The organism is Methanohalophilus halophilus, from assembly GCF_001889405.1.
GTDB classification, from domain to species: Archaea; Halobacteriota; Methanosarcinia; order Methanosarcinales; family Methanosarcinaceae; genus Methanohalophilus; species Methanohalophilus halophilus.
Genome location: NZ_CP017921.1, coordinates 1,394,069 through 1,412,659, shown reverse-complemented (window position 1 = coordinate 1,412,659; position 18,591 = coordinate 1,394,069). Strand labels below are relative to the sequence as shown.

The window sequence follows — 18,591 nt, the reverse complement described above, 5'->3', positions numbered from 1 at the left end:
TCGTATCAATATAACTACAATTATTAAAAATTGAGGGAATCATATATGATTTCCATTGTTACGTTCACAAAATCTTTTATTGACCTCACCGAACCAAAGAGAGAGGTGTTATTTGTTCTATTGATGGATTCGTTATCTGGTTTTACCGATGTATTTATTTCAACGGGCTCTTTTGATTTTGCTTTTTCGTCAGCTTCATTAAAGGTGGCAAGAGGAATGAGAATATTTCCCGATGATACAGATCCACTGTAACCTGAAGAGTCTGAAAATGATGCGAAACTGGCCGGGAGTACCAGGTTTCTTTTTTCCTCCACCGTCAAAGAACTATCTATAGTAAACGACTGATCCGGGTATATAACACCCGATTTATCTTTATCTTTCCCGATTATTTCGACTTCATCTGGCATTCGATCTTCAAATTTAACATATGCAGCACGATCCCCTTCGTTTGTAGCTATTGTACTGATATCTATAAAATAAGCGCCATCTTCTGCTTTTAATGAATATTCTTTACTGATATTGACGAAAGGACCATGGACTACCAGATTACTGTCATTTGTCTTGAGATGATAATCAATACCAAGATAAGTCAGATTCAAATGAACAGGATTCAGGGTATAATTTCCTGGTTTGATTGCCCTTACAGAATAATGAAATGTCTTATCTTTGCGAGAGGGTAGTGAACCTTCAAAATAAAGATCCTGATCAGGATCAACTATGAGACCATCAGGAAGAGAAGTGTCCATAAATATTTTTTCAAAATGAATACCTTTAAGATTTGAGACCTTAACGATTACATGTGCTTTTTGGTCAATATATATTTCATTAACAGTAATTCTGGAAAATGAAACAGAGTCATTTATCCAGGAGGTAGAGGTTTTAGTTTCGTTTGAAATTGATACATTTATTACAGTATAAGGAATCAGGATATCACTGCCGGTTACAATTTTCGAAGCATTTATTTTTACAAGACCGTCGAAAACCTTTGTCGGAGGGAAAACCGATTGGTTAGTACCCAAAACAGCAGTCCAGCTATCGGACTTATTTGATTTTACAGATAACAGAACAAAATCGTCCTCGACATCCGTCGGGGAAGATTTTGAAAAATCAATTGCCTTTATTGTATAACCACTAACATTAACCTCTTCACCCCAATCGAGAGTATATTCTTCCGGGTCTTTCCAATCGATATCCTCTGCAGAAACTGCCATTACAGCTATATTTAATGCAAAAAGGAGTACCAGAAAAAAAAGAAAAATCCTGAAAGGCAAGGATGTTGGGTTGCGCTTCATACTATTCCTTCAATTACCGCTTTATCCCAAATAGATATATTCCTGCCAATACGAAAATTGCCATCAATGCACCAAATCCGGGTTGGACTTTGTTGTTTTCATTCGTTTCACTGGAACCGCCATTTGATTCACCATCACTGAATATACTATTACCGTCTCCACCATCACCGGATGTTTGTGAATTGTCATTATTTGACGTATCAGTTGTTACATCCTGAGTTGAAGTGTTGGTGACATTAAATTGCAGTATATTGGAGACCCTTTCACCTTTGTAGTTTTCCATATCTATAAAAGAAGCTCTAACAGCTGGTACTGTAAAATTACCATCATTCCCTGCACGAATGATATAATTGTAACTTTTTGATTTATCTTTTGGAATTACCTGATCAAGACTGGTTTCTCCTCTTACAAAGGTAACATCATCAGGTATTTCAGATACTGCATTCACACTCGCGTCCCTGTTACCTTTGTTGCTCACTTTCACAGAAACCTTTACTTCATCTGACGGCCGAACTGTTAAACTCCCTGTGCTCTGTGTAACTGATATTACTGGGCCGTTTATTTCAATATCTGGCTCGTTTGATTCATATTCATAGATTTTCCCGTTAGATGCTTTGAATGAAGCAACTGTAGCAGGTGCTTTGAATTTTCCTGATTTGGTAGGTTTCAGTGAATATTCAAAAAGCTTAATTGTTTCTCCGGCTTCAAGGGAAAGTTCCTTTTTGAGATTGAGATCATCAAGTAATTCCATATGATCGAATAACTCTTCCACTACTACAATATCACTCACATAATAAAGCCCATTATTGCGTATTGAAACTGAAACCCTGGCCGTTTCATCCATATATATTTCTTCAGGCATGGATTTGGTCATCATTAACTCAACCTTGGGAGCGATTGTTACAGTCTCAATCTCCTCACTTTCATGCAAGTCCCCGTTGATATCATATCCACTTGCTGTAGCAACAATGTCTAAATCTGTTTCCTCCCAAAGGTGGGGTACCATTAGAGTTAATTTGTATTCCTCTGTTGTTTCATCGATCCCAAGCGAAGAAATGGTTTCTGTAAGATCACCAACAACAACATCCATTCCTGCCGGGTCAACAGTAAGCTGAACGTCTTCAGCTTTCGCTGAACCATCATTTTTGATTTTCAATGTGATTTCCATTTCAGTTTCAGAATTTATACGGGGGTCGTATTCATCCCTGTCTGTTTCGATACTAATGTCAAACTCAGGTTCCCCTCGGTTATAAATCCTAATTTCAGCGGTGGGATCTTCCATGTTTCCAGTCCACTCATCAATATTGACCTTAACTTTATTCACATGGACCCGGATGTCTTTTCCTTCTTCAGTATCCCTATATTCAAGATTATCGCCAACAAGCAATGCTCCATGTTTCAAAGTTTGGCCATTTTTTGATATGCTGATATAGACGTGTTCATCCTTTTGAAAATCTTCGGCAGTAACAGTATAACCATTATCCTCCACGGAATCTCCCCAATGGAGGGTTGCGGAATCGATACTTTTGTCCCACTCGACGTCATCAAGTGTGTAAGCAGATGCTGTGGTGGCCATAGCACATATTAACAGGAGGGATAAAAATAGTCTTGAATACATGGATATACCTCTTTATTGGTGAGAATGTATATAAGGCAGATTATATTTACTTTGTGTATTGTTTAATGTACCAATACTCATATAATTATCCCAATTACGTGGGGAAAAAAGGTTTATTAACATGCAACTTCTTCTCTAAATGAGACTTTTATATGAGTCAGGTTACTCATGGGGTTTATTATGAAAGATATGAAAATTATATTCCTGTTAATTCTGGCATTATTTTTGGGGATAGGTCCCCTGGTAGGAATTTACACGGATTACCTATGGTTTGACATGATAGGATATACATCTGTGTTTACGACAATATTACAATGGAAATTACTTGCAATAATTCCCGGTTTTATAATTGCATTCGTATTCCTTTATATAAATGCAAAATTTGCAAGAGACTCGATTGATAAGATCCTTACAGAGAAGAACATTACATCAGAAAAAGTGGATCCCCAGATAATCCTGGTGTCAATTTTGGCTGTATCATTTATCTTTGGTCTCATATTCAGTGGAAACTGGAAGACTATACTATTATATTTTAATAGTACATCCTTCGGATTAGAAGACCCCATTCTTATGAATGACATTGGATTTTACGTATTCCAGCTACCTTTCCTTCATATGATAAGAGGTGTATTCCTCGGTCTGACAATTCTTTCTCTGATACTGGTACTGGCTCTTTATTTTTACAGGCTTGAACCCTTATTCAGCTCCGATAGAATTGAAATAGAAGATTCTGAAGAACCTTATTTTTTGAATCAGTCAATTGATTTAAAAGAAATTATGGATAAATTGCCTACAAAAGTTCTTGTCCATATTTCTGCAATACTTGCATTCCTGTTTGCATTAATTGCTTTTGGATTTTTCCTTGAAAGATACGAAATATTATTCTCCCAGCAAGGGGTTGTCGCAGGCGCCGGTTATACCGCTGTCAATGTAAGCTTGCCGATTTTCACCATCCTGACTGTATTGTCAATACTGACTTCAATTGCTTTACTGGCCAACGTAAAATTGAAAAACATAAAAATACCTTTTGTGGCTATAGCCCTTATAGCACTATTTATAGTGGCCAGTTCTTTTGTACCGGGTGTTTATCAGCAATTCAAGGTGGAGCCTACTGAGATCCAGCTTGAAGAACCCTATCTGGAATACAATATCAATTATACAAGAACCGCTTACGGTCTTTCTGATGTTGAAGAAAAGCCATTCGAAGCCAATTTAAATTTGACTTCATCAGAGCTGGAAGACAATTCAGAAGTAATTGATAATATAAGGATATGGGACCGGCGTGCCCTGGAGCAGACCTATAAACAGCTTCAACAGATCCGAACCTATTATACTTTCAACGATGTTGATACAGACCGCTATCACATGGAAGATGGATACAAGCAGTATATGATATCGGCCAGGGAACTGGATACCTCTCGACTATCCCCTGAAGCCAAGACATGGGTCAATGAAAAATTGGTATATACCCATGGCTACGGGATGGTTATGAATCCGGTCAGTACAAAGACCGAAGATGGCAGACCTGAATTGGTCTTACAGGACATTCCTCCAAGAGGAGAATTTGAAGTTGATAATCCGCGGATATATTACGGGGAAATCAACAGGGATTACAATATAGTAAATACCGGAAAGGATGAATTTGATTATCCAAGACAAGGGCAGAATGTATTTACACAATATGAAGGTAAAAGTGGAATACTACTGGATTCATTTGTAAAGCAGCTGATATTCGCATTTACCTTTAGTGAACCGAATTTTGTCCTGAGCCAGTATATCGATGATGAATCCCGCCTGTTGTACCGTCAACAGATCGAGGAAAGGGCACAAGAAATAGCACCGTTCCTTGAATATGACAATGACCCGTATCCAGTAATCCATGAAGGCAAGATCTACTGGATAATGGATGCATACACTACGGCTAATAAGTATCCTTATTCTGAAACCTATTACGGAGTGCAGTTTAACGGTATTAATTACATCAGTAATTCAGTGAAAGTTGTTGTAGATGCCTATGATGGAACGGTTGATTTCTATATGATAGAGGATGAACCGGTAGTGAATACCTACTCTAAGATTTTCCCGGATTTGTTTAAGTCATTTGATGAAATGCCAGAAGGCCTGCAAAAACATATTCGCTATCCCAAGAATTTCTTTAAAGTTCAGATGGACTTATATGAAAATTACCACATGAAATCTGCAGAAGAATTCTACAATAAAGAGGATGCTTGGGAAATACCAAGGGAGGTTTACAGGGGAAGTAGTATTGAGATGGAACCCTATTACATGATCACCAAATTACCCGATAATGGTGGATTGGAATATGTGTTGCTGCAACCGTTTACACCCCGTAACAGGGAGAACATGATTGCCTGGATTGCAGCCAGATGCGATAAGCCAAACTATGGACAACTCAAGCATTACGAATTGCCAAAGGGAGAACTTGTCTATGGGCCTACACAAATAGAGTCCAGAATCGATCAGGACCCTGATATTTCTGAGCAACTGACTCTCTGGGGTCAAAGTGGCTCCCGTGTAATAAGGGGAAACCTGCTTGTTATTCCAATCGGTAACTCGATATTGTATACGGAACCCCTATTCATCAGTGCTGAACAGTCTGAAATTCCGGAGCTCAGAAGAGTTGTTGTTTCTTCAGGACAAAAGGTTGTCATGGGAGAGGATCTGAAAGAGTCCCTGCAAATGCTGGTTGAAGGCCGTGTTGACAGAGAAGAAGGAACCGACCAGCCTGAAGTATCCCAAACATCCCGGGAGCTTGCACAACAAGCATTGGAACATTACAATCAGGCCCAGGAATATCTGAAAGAAGGCAATTGGAATGGTTATGGGGAAGAAATAGATCAGATGGAAGATGTGCTAAACCAGCTTTCCCAGAATCTGGCTGAAGACAATTCCACAGCAACAGAATAAGAAGGTACATCTCCTTTGCAGCTAGATATTGCAGCCTTTAACAAGGCTGCTTAACCTTTTTTTATTAAGTCTGCGGGGTTGATGCACATCGATAATTATATATAATTTTCATCGCTATGTTCTTTAGGCATCCGGAAGCTTATAAGCATCTCACCGGCCTTCTTTATTAGAGGTTTTTATATGGAAACTATGGATGAGGTCCTAGAAAAGATAAAAGTGGAAAATCCAGAACTATTTTCACAGGTTGAAAAGGTCGTTCCATTCCACGGTTTTTTGAGCAGTGGTGCTTTAATAGGAATCCACATGCTAAATATTGCAAAAAGGGTACTTGATGTGAAGGAAGGGGAAAGGGTATACGCTCTTAGTGAAACGTATAATTGTATACCGGACCCTTTTCAGATACTCGAAGGTTCCACTACAGGCAATAAACGTTTGAGAGTTCACGATACAGGTAAAATGGCTGTGACTGTGAACAAACAAGCTCCATCGGGAATTGCTTCTGTTAAAGGAGTAAGAATATATCTCGACCCGGAGAAGACTAAAGATTACCCTAAATTACATGCCTGGTATATGAACACAAAGAAACTTCGCCACGAAGAAGTTGTTCCTGTGCTTCTTGAAGCCGGTGAGAATGTCTATTCCTATGAAATGGTAGATATAGATGTGCCGGTAAAAAAGAAAAAGAAAATAAAATTATGCCAGAAATGTAATGAAAGTTTTATTCAAAGAAACAATGAAGTTCTTTGTGATGCATGCAACGATAGCCAAACGGAGACTACAATATGAATGAAACAGTGATATCGACAAAGGACAACAAACAGGTGGTATACATTCCTGAGAAGTGTATCGGCTGTGGGACTTGTGTTATGGTGTGTCCAAAAGAGACACTGGTGATCGGTTCAGTCGGAGCGGTTGCCAGAGGGCTCATCGACAAGGAGTTCCTGGAGATCAGACCGAATACATGTATAACATGCGGAATGTGTTCTAAAGTTTGTCCAACAGGCGCTCTTGAAATGAGAGAAGACGGAAAGCCAGTAGAGGAAAAAACCTACCTCATAAATGCTATTAAACCAACCACTGTCAATGATGATTGTGTACACTGTGGACTTTGTGAACAGGTATGTCCACAGGGTTGCATTGAAGTGCAACAGTGGTTTTCAAACGGTAATGATGCAAAAGTTGATGGTAAAACAATAATCGACCAGGAATGCTGTGTGCACTGTGGATGGTGCGAATCCGTATGCCCGGTTGATGCCATAGAAGTGGAGAAACCATTTGAAGGAACCTGGTTCAGGGACGAGGACATTTGTCAGGCATGCCGTACCTGTGTTGATGTATGCCCCTGCAATGCATTATTCAATCCGGACTGGGAAGCCGGGGAACGTGTTGACAAGGTTGCCCATAGGCCTGATGCATGCATCTACTGTGGTGCATGTGCAGTTTCCTGCCCTGTACGAGCCATCGATGTCAAGAAAACTGCAATCGTTCCTGAGATGGAAAAGAAAAAAGTATTCGAGAAAAAACTCCTCGACAAACCTTCCGCCGAGCCAACCCTTACTTCCAGACTTGTCACTGATGAATACGCCTGCCTGGGCTGTGGTAATTGTGTAATTGTCTGTCCTGTAAATTCCTATGCAAACAAAGAACTTGCTGCAGGCCACCTGAACAATATGGATGATAAGGCATTGCTGGAAGTTGAGAACGGTACAGTGAAAATTGTTGATCAGGAGGTTTGCGGCTCTGATGGTGCATGTGCCATGATATGCCCGACAAACGCTATATGGCTGGAAAGAAAAGAGGTGGAATAATATGGCAGCTACTATTGCAATAAAAAATGGACATGTTTTTGATCCCCTCAATGAGATAAACGGGGATGTCATGGACATCTATATCAAGGACGGAAAAGTCGTCCCTGAATTATCTGATGCGGAAATGAAAGATGCAAAGGTCGTTGATGCCACTGGTAAAACGGTGATGCCGGGTGGGGTGGATTCACACACCCATATTGCCGGTGCCAAAGTAAACTCAGGTCGTCTGATGCGGCCAGAGGACAGTTACAAGTGGAATCGTCCAAAGACCTCAATAACCCATGGTGGTACCGGCGAAACAGTACCTTCCGTATATCTTGAAGGATATGAGTATGCCCAGATGGGATATACCACAGCTTTTGAAGCTGCAGTCCCGCCTCTGGAAGCACGTCACACCCACGAAGAGATGCATTCCATCCCGATGCTTGACATGGGAGGATATCTTGTTCTCGGTAACAACTGGTTCATGATGCGCTATCTCAAGGAAGGCGACATTGACAAAGCTGCTGCATATGTGGCCTGGATGATGAGGACACACAAGACCTATGGTATAAAATGTGTCAACCCTGCAGGTGTGGAGAACTGGGGATGGGGCAAGAATGTCGAATCCCTGGATGAAACCAATATCCATTTTGAAATTACACCAAGGGAAATTATCGAAGGGCTTACCGAAGTCAATGAAATGCTAGGTGTCCCTATGCCAGTACACCTGCACGCCAACAATCTGGGTCACCCGGGATGTTATGAAACTACAAAGGAATCCCTTACCATTCCTTCAAAAGTCAAACCCAATCAGGATATGGGAGTCGAATGGGCAGAAACAAAGATCGATCCTACAAAGGATAAATCCATCTACCTGACCCACTTGCAATTCAATGCTTTTGGCGGAACATCCTGGAGAGACTTTGAATCCGGTGTGAAGGATATTACAGATTATGTTAACAGTCAGGACCATGTGGTAATTGACAGTGGTAGCGTACCTTTCGGTGAAGCCACATGTATGACCGGAGACGGTCCGTCTATTCATGATATCGCAGTCCTTACAGGCGGTAAATGGTCCAACTGTGATGTAGAACTTGAATGCGGTTCCGGTGTATGCCCGTTCACATATCTTAAGAGCAACCCCGTACATAGCGTCCAGTGGGCAATGGGGCTTGAATCTCTGCTTCTGATCGATGATCCATGGAAGACCATAATGACAACCGATAATCCTAACGGTGGACCATTCACCAAATATCCGAACGTCATGACCTGGTTGATGTCAGAGGCTTACAGGAATGAGACATTCAGCGAAGTACACAAGTGGGCAAATGATAGAAGCACACTCGGCGGTGTCAGCCGTGAACTGTCTCTCTATGACATTGCAACCATTACCCGTGCAACTCCTGCAAAGACCAATGGTATGGCACACAGGAAAGGAAGTCTTGCTGTTGGAGCAGATGGTGATGTAACCATTTATGATATCGATCCAACCAAATTGGACGTTACAGCCAACTACGATGATCTGATCACCAAATTCAGGTATGCAGATTATACCATCAAGGGTGGAGAAATCGCAGCCCATAACGGCGAGATAATGTCGATTCCTGAAAGAAGGACCTACTACAGTGACATAAAAGTTGATGCAAACGAGGAAAAGAAGATGCTTGATGATGTCAAGGATTGGTTCAGGTACTACACCCTTGGTTTCGAGAACTATCCGACACCTGAGAAATACCTCGTCAACCCAACCCCCATCAATGTAAACATGGAGAAGTGATGTCATGACAGAGGTAGTACTTACACCAAACACTGAAATTGATATTAAGATCGAAGCCGATGTAATCAAACCAGATGAGTTTGCAGGCAAAAGCAAGGAAGAAATTGAGCAGTTGATTGTCTGGCAGGGGCCTGACCAATTACCTTTAAAGAACTTCTTTGATGTGAAAGGCCAGGGTGGAAGCTCTGCTGAAGAAACTTCCATTATAATCAAAGGCGATGTCCTGCGTGTAAAAATGATCGGCGCAGAAATGACCGCCGGCAAGATTACCATCCAGGGTTCCACCGGCCTGAAAGTCGGAGCTGAGATGAAAGGTGGCGAGATTGTCGTGGAAGGCAATGCAGATTCCTGGGCAGGCACCGAGATGAAAGGCGGTTTGCTCCATATAAAGGGCAACACTGTCGATCACCTGGGATGTGCTTACCGCGGTAGCTGGAAAGGAATGAGCGGAGGCCGCATAGTTGTTGACGGAAGTGCCCAGAACCAGATCGGCGGAGGATTAACAGGTGGTGAGATCATCGTTAATGGTAATGCCGAATATTTCTGTGGTATACGCCAGTCTGGCGGTCTTATTGTAATCAGAGGAAATGCTATACGTGCAATAGGTGCCGAAATGAATGGTGGAACCATTGTGGTCGAAGGTCATATTACCAATTTCACTCCAGGGATGCAATATGAAGGCGAGCAATATGATCTCTGTTTCGAAGACATCGAATGTGGCGGAGTATTCAAAAAATTCACAGGTGACTTTGCCATATCCAAAAAACCAAAGGGAACTTTGTATGTGGGCAAAGATGCAAATCTGGAGCTTTGAGGTGGTATTATGAAAGTATTGCTTAACACCGGAAGTACAATTTATGAAGGACAGTTTGCCAAGGGCGGAGAAAAATACTCCGAAGGTTACATGAAGGAATGTGCCCTGTGCTGGATATCACCCCTGGATTTTGAAGAACTGGGATGTCCTGAAAAAGTGAAAGTAACCAGCATGGATGGTAAACATACCGTAGCTGTATACACAAGATGCACTGACAGGGTAATGTGCAGTAACATATTCATGCCCCGTGCCATCTGGTCCAATGTGGTAATCGACCCGCACACGTTTTCCACAGGATCACCCCTCTACAAAGGAAGTCCTGTTGATATAGAGCCCACTGACGAGGAGGTTCTCACAGCTGAGGACATTGTACTGAAAGTATATGCAGGAGGTAAATGAAATGTTCAAGAACATATTCTGTCCCGTATGTGGTGCTTCATGTGATGATATACAGGTAGACTTGAAAGAAGATAGCATCACTGTCAAGAACGCATGTAAGATGGGTAATGCAAAGTTCCAGGAGATCGTGAGTGATCACCGTATCAAAAAACCCATGATCAAAAAGGATGGGGAATTCGTAGAGGTTAGCTGGGAGGAAGCCCTGACAAAGGCCGCAGAAATCCTCGCCGCTTCAAAGAAACCCATGCTCTTTATGGGAAGTGAAACCTCCTGTGAAGCCCAGGAAGTTGGTCTGCATATCGGTGAATATCTTGGTGGAACAGTAGACTCCAATGCGACAATCTGTCACGGCCCAACTGTAATGGGAATCCAGGAAGCAGGATGTGCTGCCGCAACCGCTGGTACCAAAAAGAACCGTAGTGACGTAAACATCTACTGGGGTACCAACCCGCTGGAATCCATGCCCAGGCATATGTCCAAGTATGGTATTTTCCCCAGAGGTTACTGGACAAAGAGAGGACGTTTCGACAGGAAAGTTATTACTGTGGATCCAAGGAGAACCCCCACAGCCGATGCTTCAGACCTTCATGTCCAGCTCAATCCCAACAGTGATTATGAATTGTTCAATGCTCTTTTGACAATCCTTAACGGTAAAGAGCCTCACCACTCCGTTGAAAAAGTCACTGGTGTACCAATCTCCATCATGGAGGAAATGGTGGACATGATCCTCGATGCCAACTTTGCCAGTTTTTCTGTTGGCCTGGGTGTCAGTTCATCATACGGTAAACACCGCAACATCGAAATGGCACTTAATGTGGTCAAGGAATTGAACAATAATCATGGTACTAAAGCCAGTATCGGTGCACTCCGTGGTCACTGCAATGTTGCAGGATTCAACATGGTTGCATCCTATCTCTATGGATATCCATTCGGTCTTGATTTCACACGCGGCTACCCCAGATACAACCCCGGTGAGACTACCTGTGTGGATATTCTCAGGGAAAAGGACACGGATGCAGCAATGGTTGTGGGTGCCGATCTTATGGCCCATACTCCGGCAGACTGTGCATCCTATCTTGCAGAGATCCCTATGGTATGCATAGATATTGCTCCGGGCCCAACACCAACTGCAGCTGATGTAATACTTCCCGGTGTGATCGATGCCATGGAATGTGATGGTACGTTCTACAGACTGGACAATGTGTCCGTCTACTTCAAACCCTTCACATCTTCTCCTTTTGATTTCACAGAAAGCAATGAGGATAGCCTCAAACAGCTCTTTGAGAAGATAAAGGAACTGAAAAGTTAAACATGAGCAAAATCGATTGGCACTTTGATAAGAAGCCGGATACAGAGATTACGTGGAAAGAAGAGGAGCGGGATAATACCGCCCCTTATATTCCCATCCAGTGTATCGAAGTGAAAGGAGACGATTCTCCAAAAGAAATCAGTGTGGATGTTGTTATTGAGGAAATGTTTGAAGTTTTCCTGAATGGCAACTTTCTATCTTCTTTTTTGGCAAGTCCTCGGGAACTTAAGGAAATGGCCGTCGGTCATCTCATATGTGAAGGGCACATTGCAAACGTTAACCAGATAACTTCTATTGCTATAAATGAAAATAAGTTATTCTGCAAAACAAAACCATCAACTGTAGATAAGACCATTCCTAATCCTGAAATGAAGGTCAAAAACAATACCCTGTTCGACCTTATCGACCATATTTTTGAAGAAGGGAAAATCTGGAGGCGTACCGGGGGGGCACATTCTACTGTGATCGCCACCTCTGAAGGAGATATCCTCACTTTTTGTGAAGATGTCAGTCGGGCAGCAGCAGTTGATAAAGCAATCGGTAAAGCTGCATTAGAAGGCGTGGAACTTGATAACTCCATAATGGCAACTTCTGGCAGGTTATCCGTTACAATGGTAGGAAAAGGCGTTAATGCAAGCATTCCCTTGATGGTGAGTAAAGCTGCACCAATGGATCAGGGAATCAGGCTTGCGAGGGAAAATAATATGACACTTGTGGGATTTGCACGCAGGCCCAATCTTTACATCTATTCCAATCCTGAGCGATTGATCTAATATTTACTGTACAAAGGATATTTTTGTGCCACAGTTTTTGTGAATCTGTTTTGTCCCGCCAGCCTGGCTTACTATTCTTAGCATTGTTGGTGCATCATCGATTCTTGTACCCATTACAGCAGTAAATCCCTTTTCAAAGAAAAGGTCCGGGTAGAGGGGCGTAGTAGGACCAAGCAGAATCGCGTTAGATGCCTGCTTTACTGATTCCATCAGAGGATCAAGTGAATTGTTCAAAAGAGTGGTACCTGTGATTATAGCAACATCTGATGATGCTATTGTTTCTTTCAGCTCTTGCTCAGGTACAATGGTTATCCTTTCGTCTTTTATTGGCCTTTTTTCCGCCACATAAAGAGTTGAGGCTTTTTTTAGTATACCGGGAATCATGGGGGCAAAATGGCCCACCATTGCTACCTTATCATTATTTTTTATAATATCCAATACACTGGTATCTGACGATTCGTAAGAAGAAATCTCTTCTCCGGTCTTTTTAATGAAAGCATTGAGTGCACTGGTCGCAACTGTTCGTTTTAGGGAATTGGATGATTTACCCATCTCAAGAATTTGGGGCAAAGGGTTATTATGCATTTTACCTGCGGATGAAAAGGTTTCACAGTGGGCTGATTGAGGAATCTGAGTTGAAGCAACACCACCGTGGTTACCAATTCTGGCACCACTGTAAACCACTCCCAGAGCTATTTCATCTACAATGTTTTCATGGAAAGTATCAGCATTTTCTTCACAAAGCCTGTCGATCAATCTGGTTAGCATATCACTCATTGGAACATCTCAAGTTCTTTCAATTCTGGTGGTCAGATCAAGAGGCTGGGCATAATAAGGCGCAGTGGAGACAATTATATCCACATAAGGGGCATATTGTGGAATTTCATCCGATTTAATACCACCCACAGCAATCTCAAGGCCGGGATTTATTTTTTTAAGTTTGGTAACAATCATACCCATCTCTTCAGGAGAATAATGGTCAAGTAACAGGACATCGGCAATTTGGGCGTATTTGAGTGCTTCGTCATTATCACGTGGTTCTATTTCTATCTTTTTAACTGCCCTGAGATTCTCAAAAGAATCTGCTACATCCAGATGGTTCTGGGTCACAAGAATGGAATCACTCAAAGAATTACGGTGGTGTGTTCCACCTGCTACCTTTACAGCCTTTAATTCATATTTTCTGAATCCAGGATGGGTTTTGCGACTTGTGGCAATCATAATATCGGGATTTTCTTTTCTTGCAGCTTCTACGAAGTTATGAGTCCGCGACGCAATAGCACATACCATTGAAAGGAAAGTCTGGGAGATACGCCAGAGTTTGAACAATGTTCTGAGGTCTCCTTGTGCGGAGAATATTACAGCTCCTCCTTCGAAATATTCACCGTTCTCAACTCTGTAGGTCACATCCAGTCCTTTATTCTTGTAAAATTGTTCCAGGTCATCGGCACATGCCCCAATTCCTTCATCCCGCGAGAGGATATTCAGGGTACCTTCACCATTTATTTGAAGCAATTCTGTGGTTTCATCCCCGTAAGGACAGTCTTCCTGCAAGTAATGTTCAAAATACTCTATCATACTAAACCAACCTTTAATTTACGCCAGCGTTTCAAGTCATAAGTGTATAAAAATATTTGGACACCTCTCATTTGCCAGGCGCATAGAATAACACTTTCCGAATAGACTGAAAGGTTTGGAGACTACCAATAAATGCTGCATGCAACGATTTTTAATAGAAGTAACATCTATTCGGGCAGTGTTTTCCGACAGAGACAATCGGCTATTTCCTATGCGTTATGTACATGCATACATATCAATAAAAAGCTATCGATCTAAAACCCGACAGTTTGATATTGGGATAAACTAATTTCAGGAATATGAACCTTTCAGAAATTGTAAGAAAATTGGAAGTAATTGCACCCCCCGAACTTGCAGAAGAATTTGATGAAGGCAGGATCGGACTGACACTTGACCTGAAAAATGAAGTAAATCGGATAGCTGTGGCCCTGGATCCTACCGAATACACACTTAAACGGGCAGCAGATATAGGAGCAGATCTGCTCATTACACACCATACCTTATTATTCCATTCGATTAATTCGATATCCTGCAAGCTGGCCACACACCTGAAGATCGCACTGGATAACGATATTTCCCTCTATGCAATGCATACCAACTATGACCGCGCAGAAGGAGGAGTAAACGACATCCTTGCTGAAAAACTGGGTCTTAAAAACATTGAGAAACTGGACATGGGATGTATAGGCGAAATGGATCCTGTCTCAAGGGATGTTTTCATCAACCATGTGTGCAAGTCCCTGAATACCCATGTACAATACGTTGGTGAAAAAGAAATGATTGCCAAAGTTATGGTTTTTGGTGGAAGTGGATTTAGAGGACCTTTCCTTGATATTGCTAATTCAATGGAGGTAGATGCCTATGTGTCCTCTGAGCTTAAACATGATGTGATCCGCAATTTTACGGATATGCTTCTGGTGGATGCCACCCATTATGCCACCGAAAATCCTGCAATGCAAGCCCTTGCAACCCGTTTGGAAAATGACCTGGGTATCGAAACCGAATTTATTGACCACAATCCCCTGATACGCACTTCCTGAGGTGAGAATATAGATTCAGACGAAATATCGGATGACGAACTGGAAAACATGCTAGCAGAATCATCAAGAAAAAGGGATCGCAAACACCGGGGGTTTGGTGGATACGAGCGCAATAAGATATACAGGGGTGTCGAGGTAAAGGACAAAAAGGAAGACTGAATCAGGATTTTTCGATTACTTTTTTTCCGCGATCCATTGGTACAACATGAAGTTGTGCATCTTTAAATTCATTCTTCAAGGGCTCATCTTCTGCGATCCTGTCCAGAGTAACGGCTACAGCGGCCACTTCTGAATGAGGCTGGTTACCCACAGCAACATTCCAGTCAGCCAGTTCATAGACCTCAAAAGGGACTTTTTCCGCACCGACAACTATCATGAGTTTTTCATATTCCCTTATCGACGGTACGGCATCTGGCAGATTGATACCATACATTGAAAGATGGCAAACCTTTCCGCCTTCTGATTTCCATTTTTTGATCTCGGTCTTCCATTTCACATCATTGCGGATATAAAATTCTCCTCCCCAGCGTTGGCACAGCTGGGTCACGCTCCGGGTAATCGAAGGGTCGTTACTTGCAAGGAGTATCCCTTCAGCACCGAAAGCCCTTGCTGTAAGGGCCACGTGGGTTGTGATGCGTTTATCTCTTTCGGGCCTGTGTCCCAGACGCAGTATTACAATTCTTTTCATGGGCAAACATAGGAAAAAGGGTATTAAAGCGTAGTGGCCGCTTTACACTTCCTTAAAGGACTGTACTCTTTCGAGTAACATACCTTCAACCACTATAGGGGAATCTCTTTGGGCATTATGCAGAGCTGTTTCCAGTTTATTTTTCTTTTCTGCATGAATGGTAAGAACTGGTTCACCTTTTTTGACCGGCTCTCCTTGTTTCTTATGAATCAGAACACCCGCTCCCTTATCATTGGGTGCACCGGCAAGCCGTGCAATCTGCACCACTCTCTTATTTTTGAATTCAAGTACATACCCATTTGCAGGTGCGGTTATCTCAGCTGTATGCTCACCGGCAGTAATATCCTTGTAAGTGACATCGGGATTGCCTCCCTGTACTTCTATGATTTGCCGGAATTTGGCAAGAGCTTTGCCATTTTTAAGGGTTTCCATGGCAAGTTCATTACCCTGGCCACGGGCAGCCACTCCACCCATCTCAAGCAGCATTCCTGCAAGAACCATACTTTTTTCGATAAGACTGTTGGGTCCTTCTCCGGTTTCAAGTACCTTAAGGGCCTCACGGACTTCAAGTGCTGGTCCCACAGTTCGACCAACCGGTGAGGCACCGTAGGTTAGGGCACAGTCCACATTCATGCCGAGTCGCTCACCCAGATTGATAAGATCACGAGCAAGTTTTCTACCTTCCTGCACGTTTGCAATCTTGGTGCCGGGGCCGGTGGGTATGTCAATAACCACATTATCAGCACCAACGGCTCCTTTTTTAGCCATTATTGATGCCAATAGCTGACAGTGTGGATCAATAGAGAGGGGATACTCTACTTTGATAAGTTTGTCATCTGCAGGGGCAATATTGGTGGCGCCACCCCATACCAGAACACCTCCAACTTTTTCTGTCATTTCCTTTACCTGGGAAGCGGAAAATTCAACCGGTGCCAGAATCTCCATAAGATCGGATGTCCCCCCTGCACCTGTAATTGCCCGGGAACTTGTTTTAGGGATCAGTAGCCCGTTAGCTGCGACAATTGGCACTACCAGAAGAGATATCTTATTACCCGGCACTCCACCTATTGAATGTTTGTCCATAACAGGACCCTTTGCGAACTCAAGTCTTTCTCCTGTATCTATCATCGCCCTGGTCAACCATTCGGTCTCATCATCTGTCATGTCATTGATGTATGATGAAGTGAGAAAAGCAGCTAGTTCTATTTCACTCAAGTTCTCTTCCACAATATCCTTTACAAGGCCATAGATCTCTTCCTGAACGAGTTTTTCCCCATCCATGTTTTTACGGATCAATCGGGCAGATTTGGGTTTTTCTGCAGGTTCGATCTCTACAATTTCAGTCCACTCCCTCTGGAGCTGTTCTTTAACTTCATGATACAGTCCGATCATGCCGGGAGATATCATGTCTTCTGTAAAATCCACAATTGCTGTAACTGTAACATGTCCTGTTACACGAACCCTGTCACCTTCATAAACACCCAGTTCTTTAGCATCTATGGAGTTAAGTATAATTTTGTATTTTCCGACTTTGATATCGATTGGCTGGACTTTAAGTTCCATTTTATTACACCTTATATGAGTTTTGTACTATTATTACATTGATAACTTATTTAAGTTTTCAAGAGGATTTTGTTTAATAAAGTTATCTACTTTTCATTTATGCTTATTCAAAGGCAAATCTTAATGGAATCGTATATCGAAAAAGCTATATAAACTTCTGCAGAAAAACAAATCTTAATATATAATAAATAAATATAATATTTATTGGGTAATAAAGTGGCTTCGATTTATACATTTGCCTCTGGAAAAGGGGGGACTGGAAAGACTACTGTTTCTGCCAATGTAGCCACAGCTCTTGCAGGGATGGGGAGAAGAGTGCTAATTATTGATACCGACCTTGGTATGGCAAATGTGGGCTTGTTCTTCAGCTTAAATATAAACAAAACCCTACATGACGTACTTGCAGGAGATGTCGATGTAAGAGAGGCAATTTATGAGGGGCCATACGGTGTCAAAATACTCCCTGCCGGATACACAATTAAAGGCTATCAGAAAGCTAATATCAAGATGCTTGAAAAAGTGCTTGACCAGTTAAACAGGGAATTTGATTTTATAATAATGGACACACCATCCGGAATCAATCCAAATATAATAATTCCTCTCAAACTCTCACATTATGTTATTGTAGTAATGAATCCGGAGATCACTTCAATAACCGACTCCCTTAAAACGGCAACAATAGCCCGAGGTTATGATGTACCAATAAGCGGTGTTATAGTTAACCGTATTGAAAATGGACTTAGTCAGAATTTGAGAAACAAAATTAATGAATCAAGTGGGGTGGACATAATAGGGGAAATACCTGCTGATGTTGCAATTCAAAAATCTCTTTCCCTGCAAAAACCCGTCGTTTGCAATTATCCAACATCAGCTGCATCATTTAGTTTGAAAAGAATAGCAGCGCAAATGGCAGGTATTGAAAGTGACCCTACATACCTGAATGAAACTGGTTCACAGCCTAAGAAGGGTTTTTTCCAGAGAATTAAAGGTATATTTTTTGCTCAATAAATGAAGGTGTGTTT

Annotated in this window: 16 protein-coding genes; 10 read left to right on the top strand and 6 right to left on the bottom strand. The window is 42.0% G+C overall.

Annotation, left to right across the window (positions count from 1 at the left end):
• Positions 1-23: 23 nt before the first annotated feature.
• Together BHR79_RS07295 and BHR79_RS07290 are read right to left on the bottom strand one after the other, a co-directional pair.
• Positions 24-1,292 carry a hypothetical protein gene (locus BHR79_RS07295; RefSeq protein WP_072561723.1) on the bottom strand — a complete coding sequence of 423 codons (1,269 nt, stop codon included), beginning with the start codon at positions 1,290-1,292 and terminating at the stop codon, positions 24-26.
• A 13-nt stretch (positions 1,293-1,305) separates the two neighbouring features.
• Positions 1,306-2,910 carry a BatD family protein gene (locus tag BHR79_RS07290; RefSeq protein ID WP_072561722.1) on the bottom strand — a complete coding sequence of 535 codons (1,605 nt, stop codon included), beginning with the start codon at positions 2,908-2,910 and terminating at the stop codon, positions 1,306-1,308.
• A gap of 180 nt (positions 2,911-3,090) precedes the next feature.
• On the opposite strand from BHR79_RS07290, the gene BHR79_RS07285 reads away from it, so the two are divergent.
• From BHR79_RS07285 to BHR79_RS07255, 8 genes are all read left to right on the top strand, one after another.
• Positions 3,091-5,838 carry a UPF0182 family membrane protein gene (locus BHR79_RS07285; protein WP_072562340.1) on the top strand — a complete coding sequence of 916 codons (2,748 nt, stop codon included), beginning with the start codon at positions 3,091-3,093 and terminating at the stop codon, positions 5,836-5,838.
• A 180-nt stretch (positions 5,839-6,018) separates the two neighbouring features.
• On the top strand, positions 6,019-6,624 hold the full coding sequence (locus BHR79_RS07280; RefSeq protein WP_072561721.1) for an FmdE family protein: 606 nt from the start codon (positions 6,019-6,021) through the stop codon (positions 6,622-6,624).
• Positions 6,621-7,646: a 4Fe-4S binding protein gene (locus BHR79_RS07275; RefSeq protein ID WP_072561720.1), complete on the top strand. Its 1,026-nt coding sequence runs from the start codon at positions 6,621-6,623 to the stop codon at positions 7,644-7,646. Before BHR79_RS07280 ends, BHR79_RS07275 begins: the two co-directional genes overlap by 4 nt.
• A gap of 1 nt (position 7,647) precedes the next feature.
• On the top strand, positions 7,648-9,405 hold the full coding sequence (locus BHR79_RS07270) for a formylmethanofuran dehydrogenase subunit A (protein WP_072561719.1): 1,758 nt from the start codon (positions 7,648-7,650) through the stop codon (positions 9,403-9,405).
• A 4-nt stretch (positions 9,406-9,409) separates the two neighbouring features.
• The gene (locus BHR79_RS07265) at positions 9,410-10,219 is read left to right on the top strand and encodes a formylmethanofuran dehydrogenase subunit C (RefSeq protein ID WP_091829002.1); all 810 of its coding nucleotides are present in this window, start codon (positions 9,410-9,412) and stop codon (positions 10,217-10,219) included.
• Positions 10,220-10,228: 9 nt separating this feature from the next.
• Positions 10,229-10,618 carry a molybdopterin dinucleotide binding domain-containing protein gene (locus tag BHR79_RS10675; protein ID WP_091829006.1) on the top strand — a complete coding sequence of 130 codons (390 nt, stop codon included), beginning with the start codon at positions 10,229-10,231 and terminating at the stop codon, positions 10,616-10,618.
• Position 10,619: 1 nt separating this feature from the next.
• The gene (locus BHR79_RS07260) at positions 10,620-11,927 is read left to right on the top strand and encodes a formylmethanofuran dehydrogenase subunit B (protein ID WP_072562339.1); all 1,308 of its coding nucleotides are present in this window, start codon (positions 10,620-10,622) and stop codon (positions 11,925-11,927) included.
• 2 nt (positions 11,928-11,929) lie between these two features.
• Complete coding sequence (locus tag BHR79_RS07255; protein WP_072561718.1) at positions 11,930-12,700, top strand: formate dehydrogenase accessory sulfurtransferase FdhD; 771 nt, start codon at positions 11,930-11,932, stop codon at positions 12,698-12,700.
• Positions 12,701-12,703: 3 nt separating this feature from the next.
• Here BHR79_RS07255 and BHR79_RS07250 read toward each other — a convergent pair whose 3' ends face one another.
• Complete coding sequence (locus tag BHR79_RS07250; protein ID WP_072561717.1) at positions 12,704-13,477, bottom strand: DUF364 domain-containing protein; 774 nt, start codon at positions 13,475-13,477, stop codon at positions 12,704-12,706.
• Positions 13,478-13,486: 9 nt separating this feature from the next.
• Positions 13,487-14,278, bottom strand: a complete 792-nt coding sequence (locus BHR79_RS07245) for a beta/alpha barrel domain-containing protein (RefSeq protein ID WP_072561716.1) — start codon at positions 14,276-14,278, stop codon at positions 13,487-13,489.
• 299 nt (positions 14,279-14,577) lie between these two features.
• On the opposite strand from BHR79_RS07245, the gene BHR79_RS07240 reads away from it, so the two are divergent.
• Positions 14,578-15,318: a Nif3-like dinuclear metal center hexameric protein gene (locus BHR79_RS07240; protein ID WP_072561715.1), complete on the top strand. Its 741-nt coding sequence runs from the start codon at positions 14,578-14,580 to the stop codon at positions 15,316-15,318.
• Between the two features lie 160 nt (positions 15,319-15,478).
• Here BHR79_RS07240 and BHR79_RS07235 read toward each other — a convergent pair whose 3' ends face one another.
• Entirely contained in the window at positions 15,479-16,006 is a 528-nt protein-coding gene (locus BHR79_RS07235; protein WP_072561714.1) for a tRNA (cytidine(56)-2'-O)-methyltransferase, read from the bottom strand.
• 42 nt (positions 16,007-16,048) lie between these two features.
• Complete coding sequence (locus BHR79_RS07230; RefSeq protein ID WP_072561713.1) at positions 16,049-17,569, bottom strand: AMP phosphorylase; 1,521 nt, start codon at positions 17,567-17,569, stop codon at positions 16,049-16,051.
• A 204-nt stretch (positions 17,570-17,773) separates the two neighbouring features.
• Here BHR79_RS07230 and minD point away from each other — a divergent pair, with 204 nt between their 5' ends.
• Entirely contained in the window at positions 17,774-18,577 is an 804-nt protein-coding gene (gene minD, locus BHR79_RS07225; protein ID WP_083433052.1) for a cell division ATPase MinD, read from the top strand.
• The last annotated feature ends 14 nt before the right edge of the window (positions 18,578-18,591 follow it).

Excerpts from the sequence above, each read along its gene's own strand:
- BHR79_RS07295 (WP_072561723.1), bottom strand. The coding sequence starts at position 1,292 with ATGAAGCGCAACCCAACATCCTTGCCTTTCAGGATTTTTCTTTTTTTT.
- BHR79_RS07290 (WP_072561722.1), bottom strand. The coding sequence starts at position 2,910 with ATGTATTCAAGACTATTTTTATCCCTCCTGTTAATATGTGCTATGGCC.
- BHR79_RS07285 (WP_072562340.1), top strand. The coding sequence starts at position 3,091 with ATGAAAGATATGAAAATTATATTCCTGTTAATTCTGGCATTATTTTTG.
- BHR79_RS07280 (WP_072561721.1), top strand. The coding sequence starts at position 6,019 with ATGGAAACTATGGATGAGGTCCTAGAAAAGATAAAAGTGGAAAATCCA.
- BHR79_RS07275 (WP_072561720.1), top strand. The coding sequence starts at position 6,621 with ATGAATGAAACAGTGATATCGACAAAGGACAACAAACAGGTGGTATAC.
- BHR79_RS07270 (WP_072561719.1), top strand. The coding sequence starts at position 7,648 with ATGGCAGCTACTATTGCAATAAAAAATGGACATGTTTTTGATCCCCTC.
- BHR79_RS07265 (WP_091829002.1), top strand. The coding sequence starts at position 9,410 with ATGACAGAGGTAGTACTTACACCAAACACTGAAATTGATATTAAGATC.
- BHR79_RS10675 (WP_091829006.1), top strand. The coding sequence starts at position 10,229 with ATGAAAGTATTGCTTAACACCGGAAGTACAATTTATGAAGGACAGTTT.
- BHR79_RS07260 (WP_072562339.1), top strand. The coding sequence starts at position 10,620 with ATGTTCAAGAACATATTCTGTCCCGTATGTGGTGCTTCATGTGATGAT.
- BHR79_RS07255 (WP_072561718.1), top strand. The coding sequence starts at position 11,930 with ATGAGCAAAATCGATTGGCACTTTGATAAGAAGCCGGATACAGAGATT.
- BHR79_RS07250 (WP_072561717.1), bottom strand. The coding sequence starts at position 13,477 with ATGAGTGATATGCTAACCAGATTGATCGACAGGCTTTGTGAAGAAAAT.
- BHR79_RS07245 (WP_072561716.1), bottom strand. The coding sequence starts at position 14,278 with ATGATAGAGTATTTTGAACATTACTTGCAGGAAGACTGTCCTTACGGG.
- BHR79_RS07240 (WP_072561715.1), top strand. The coding sequence starts at position 14,578 with ATGAACCTTTCAGAAATTGTAAGAAAATTGGAAGTAATTGCACCCCCC.
- BHR79_RS07235 (WP_072561714.1), bottom strand. The coding sequence starts at position 16,006 with ATGAAAAGAATTGTAATACTGCGTCTGGGACACAGGCCCGAAAGAGAT.
- BHR79_RS07230 (WP_072561713.1), bottom strand. The coding sequence starts at position 17,569 with ATGGAACTTAAAGTCCAGCCAATCGATATCAAAGTCGGAAAATACAAA.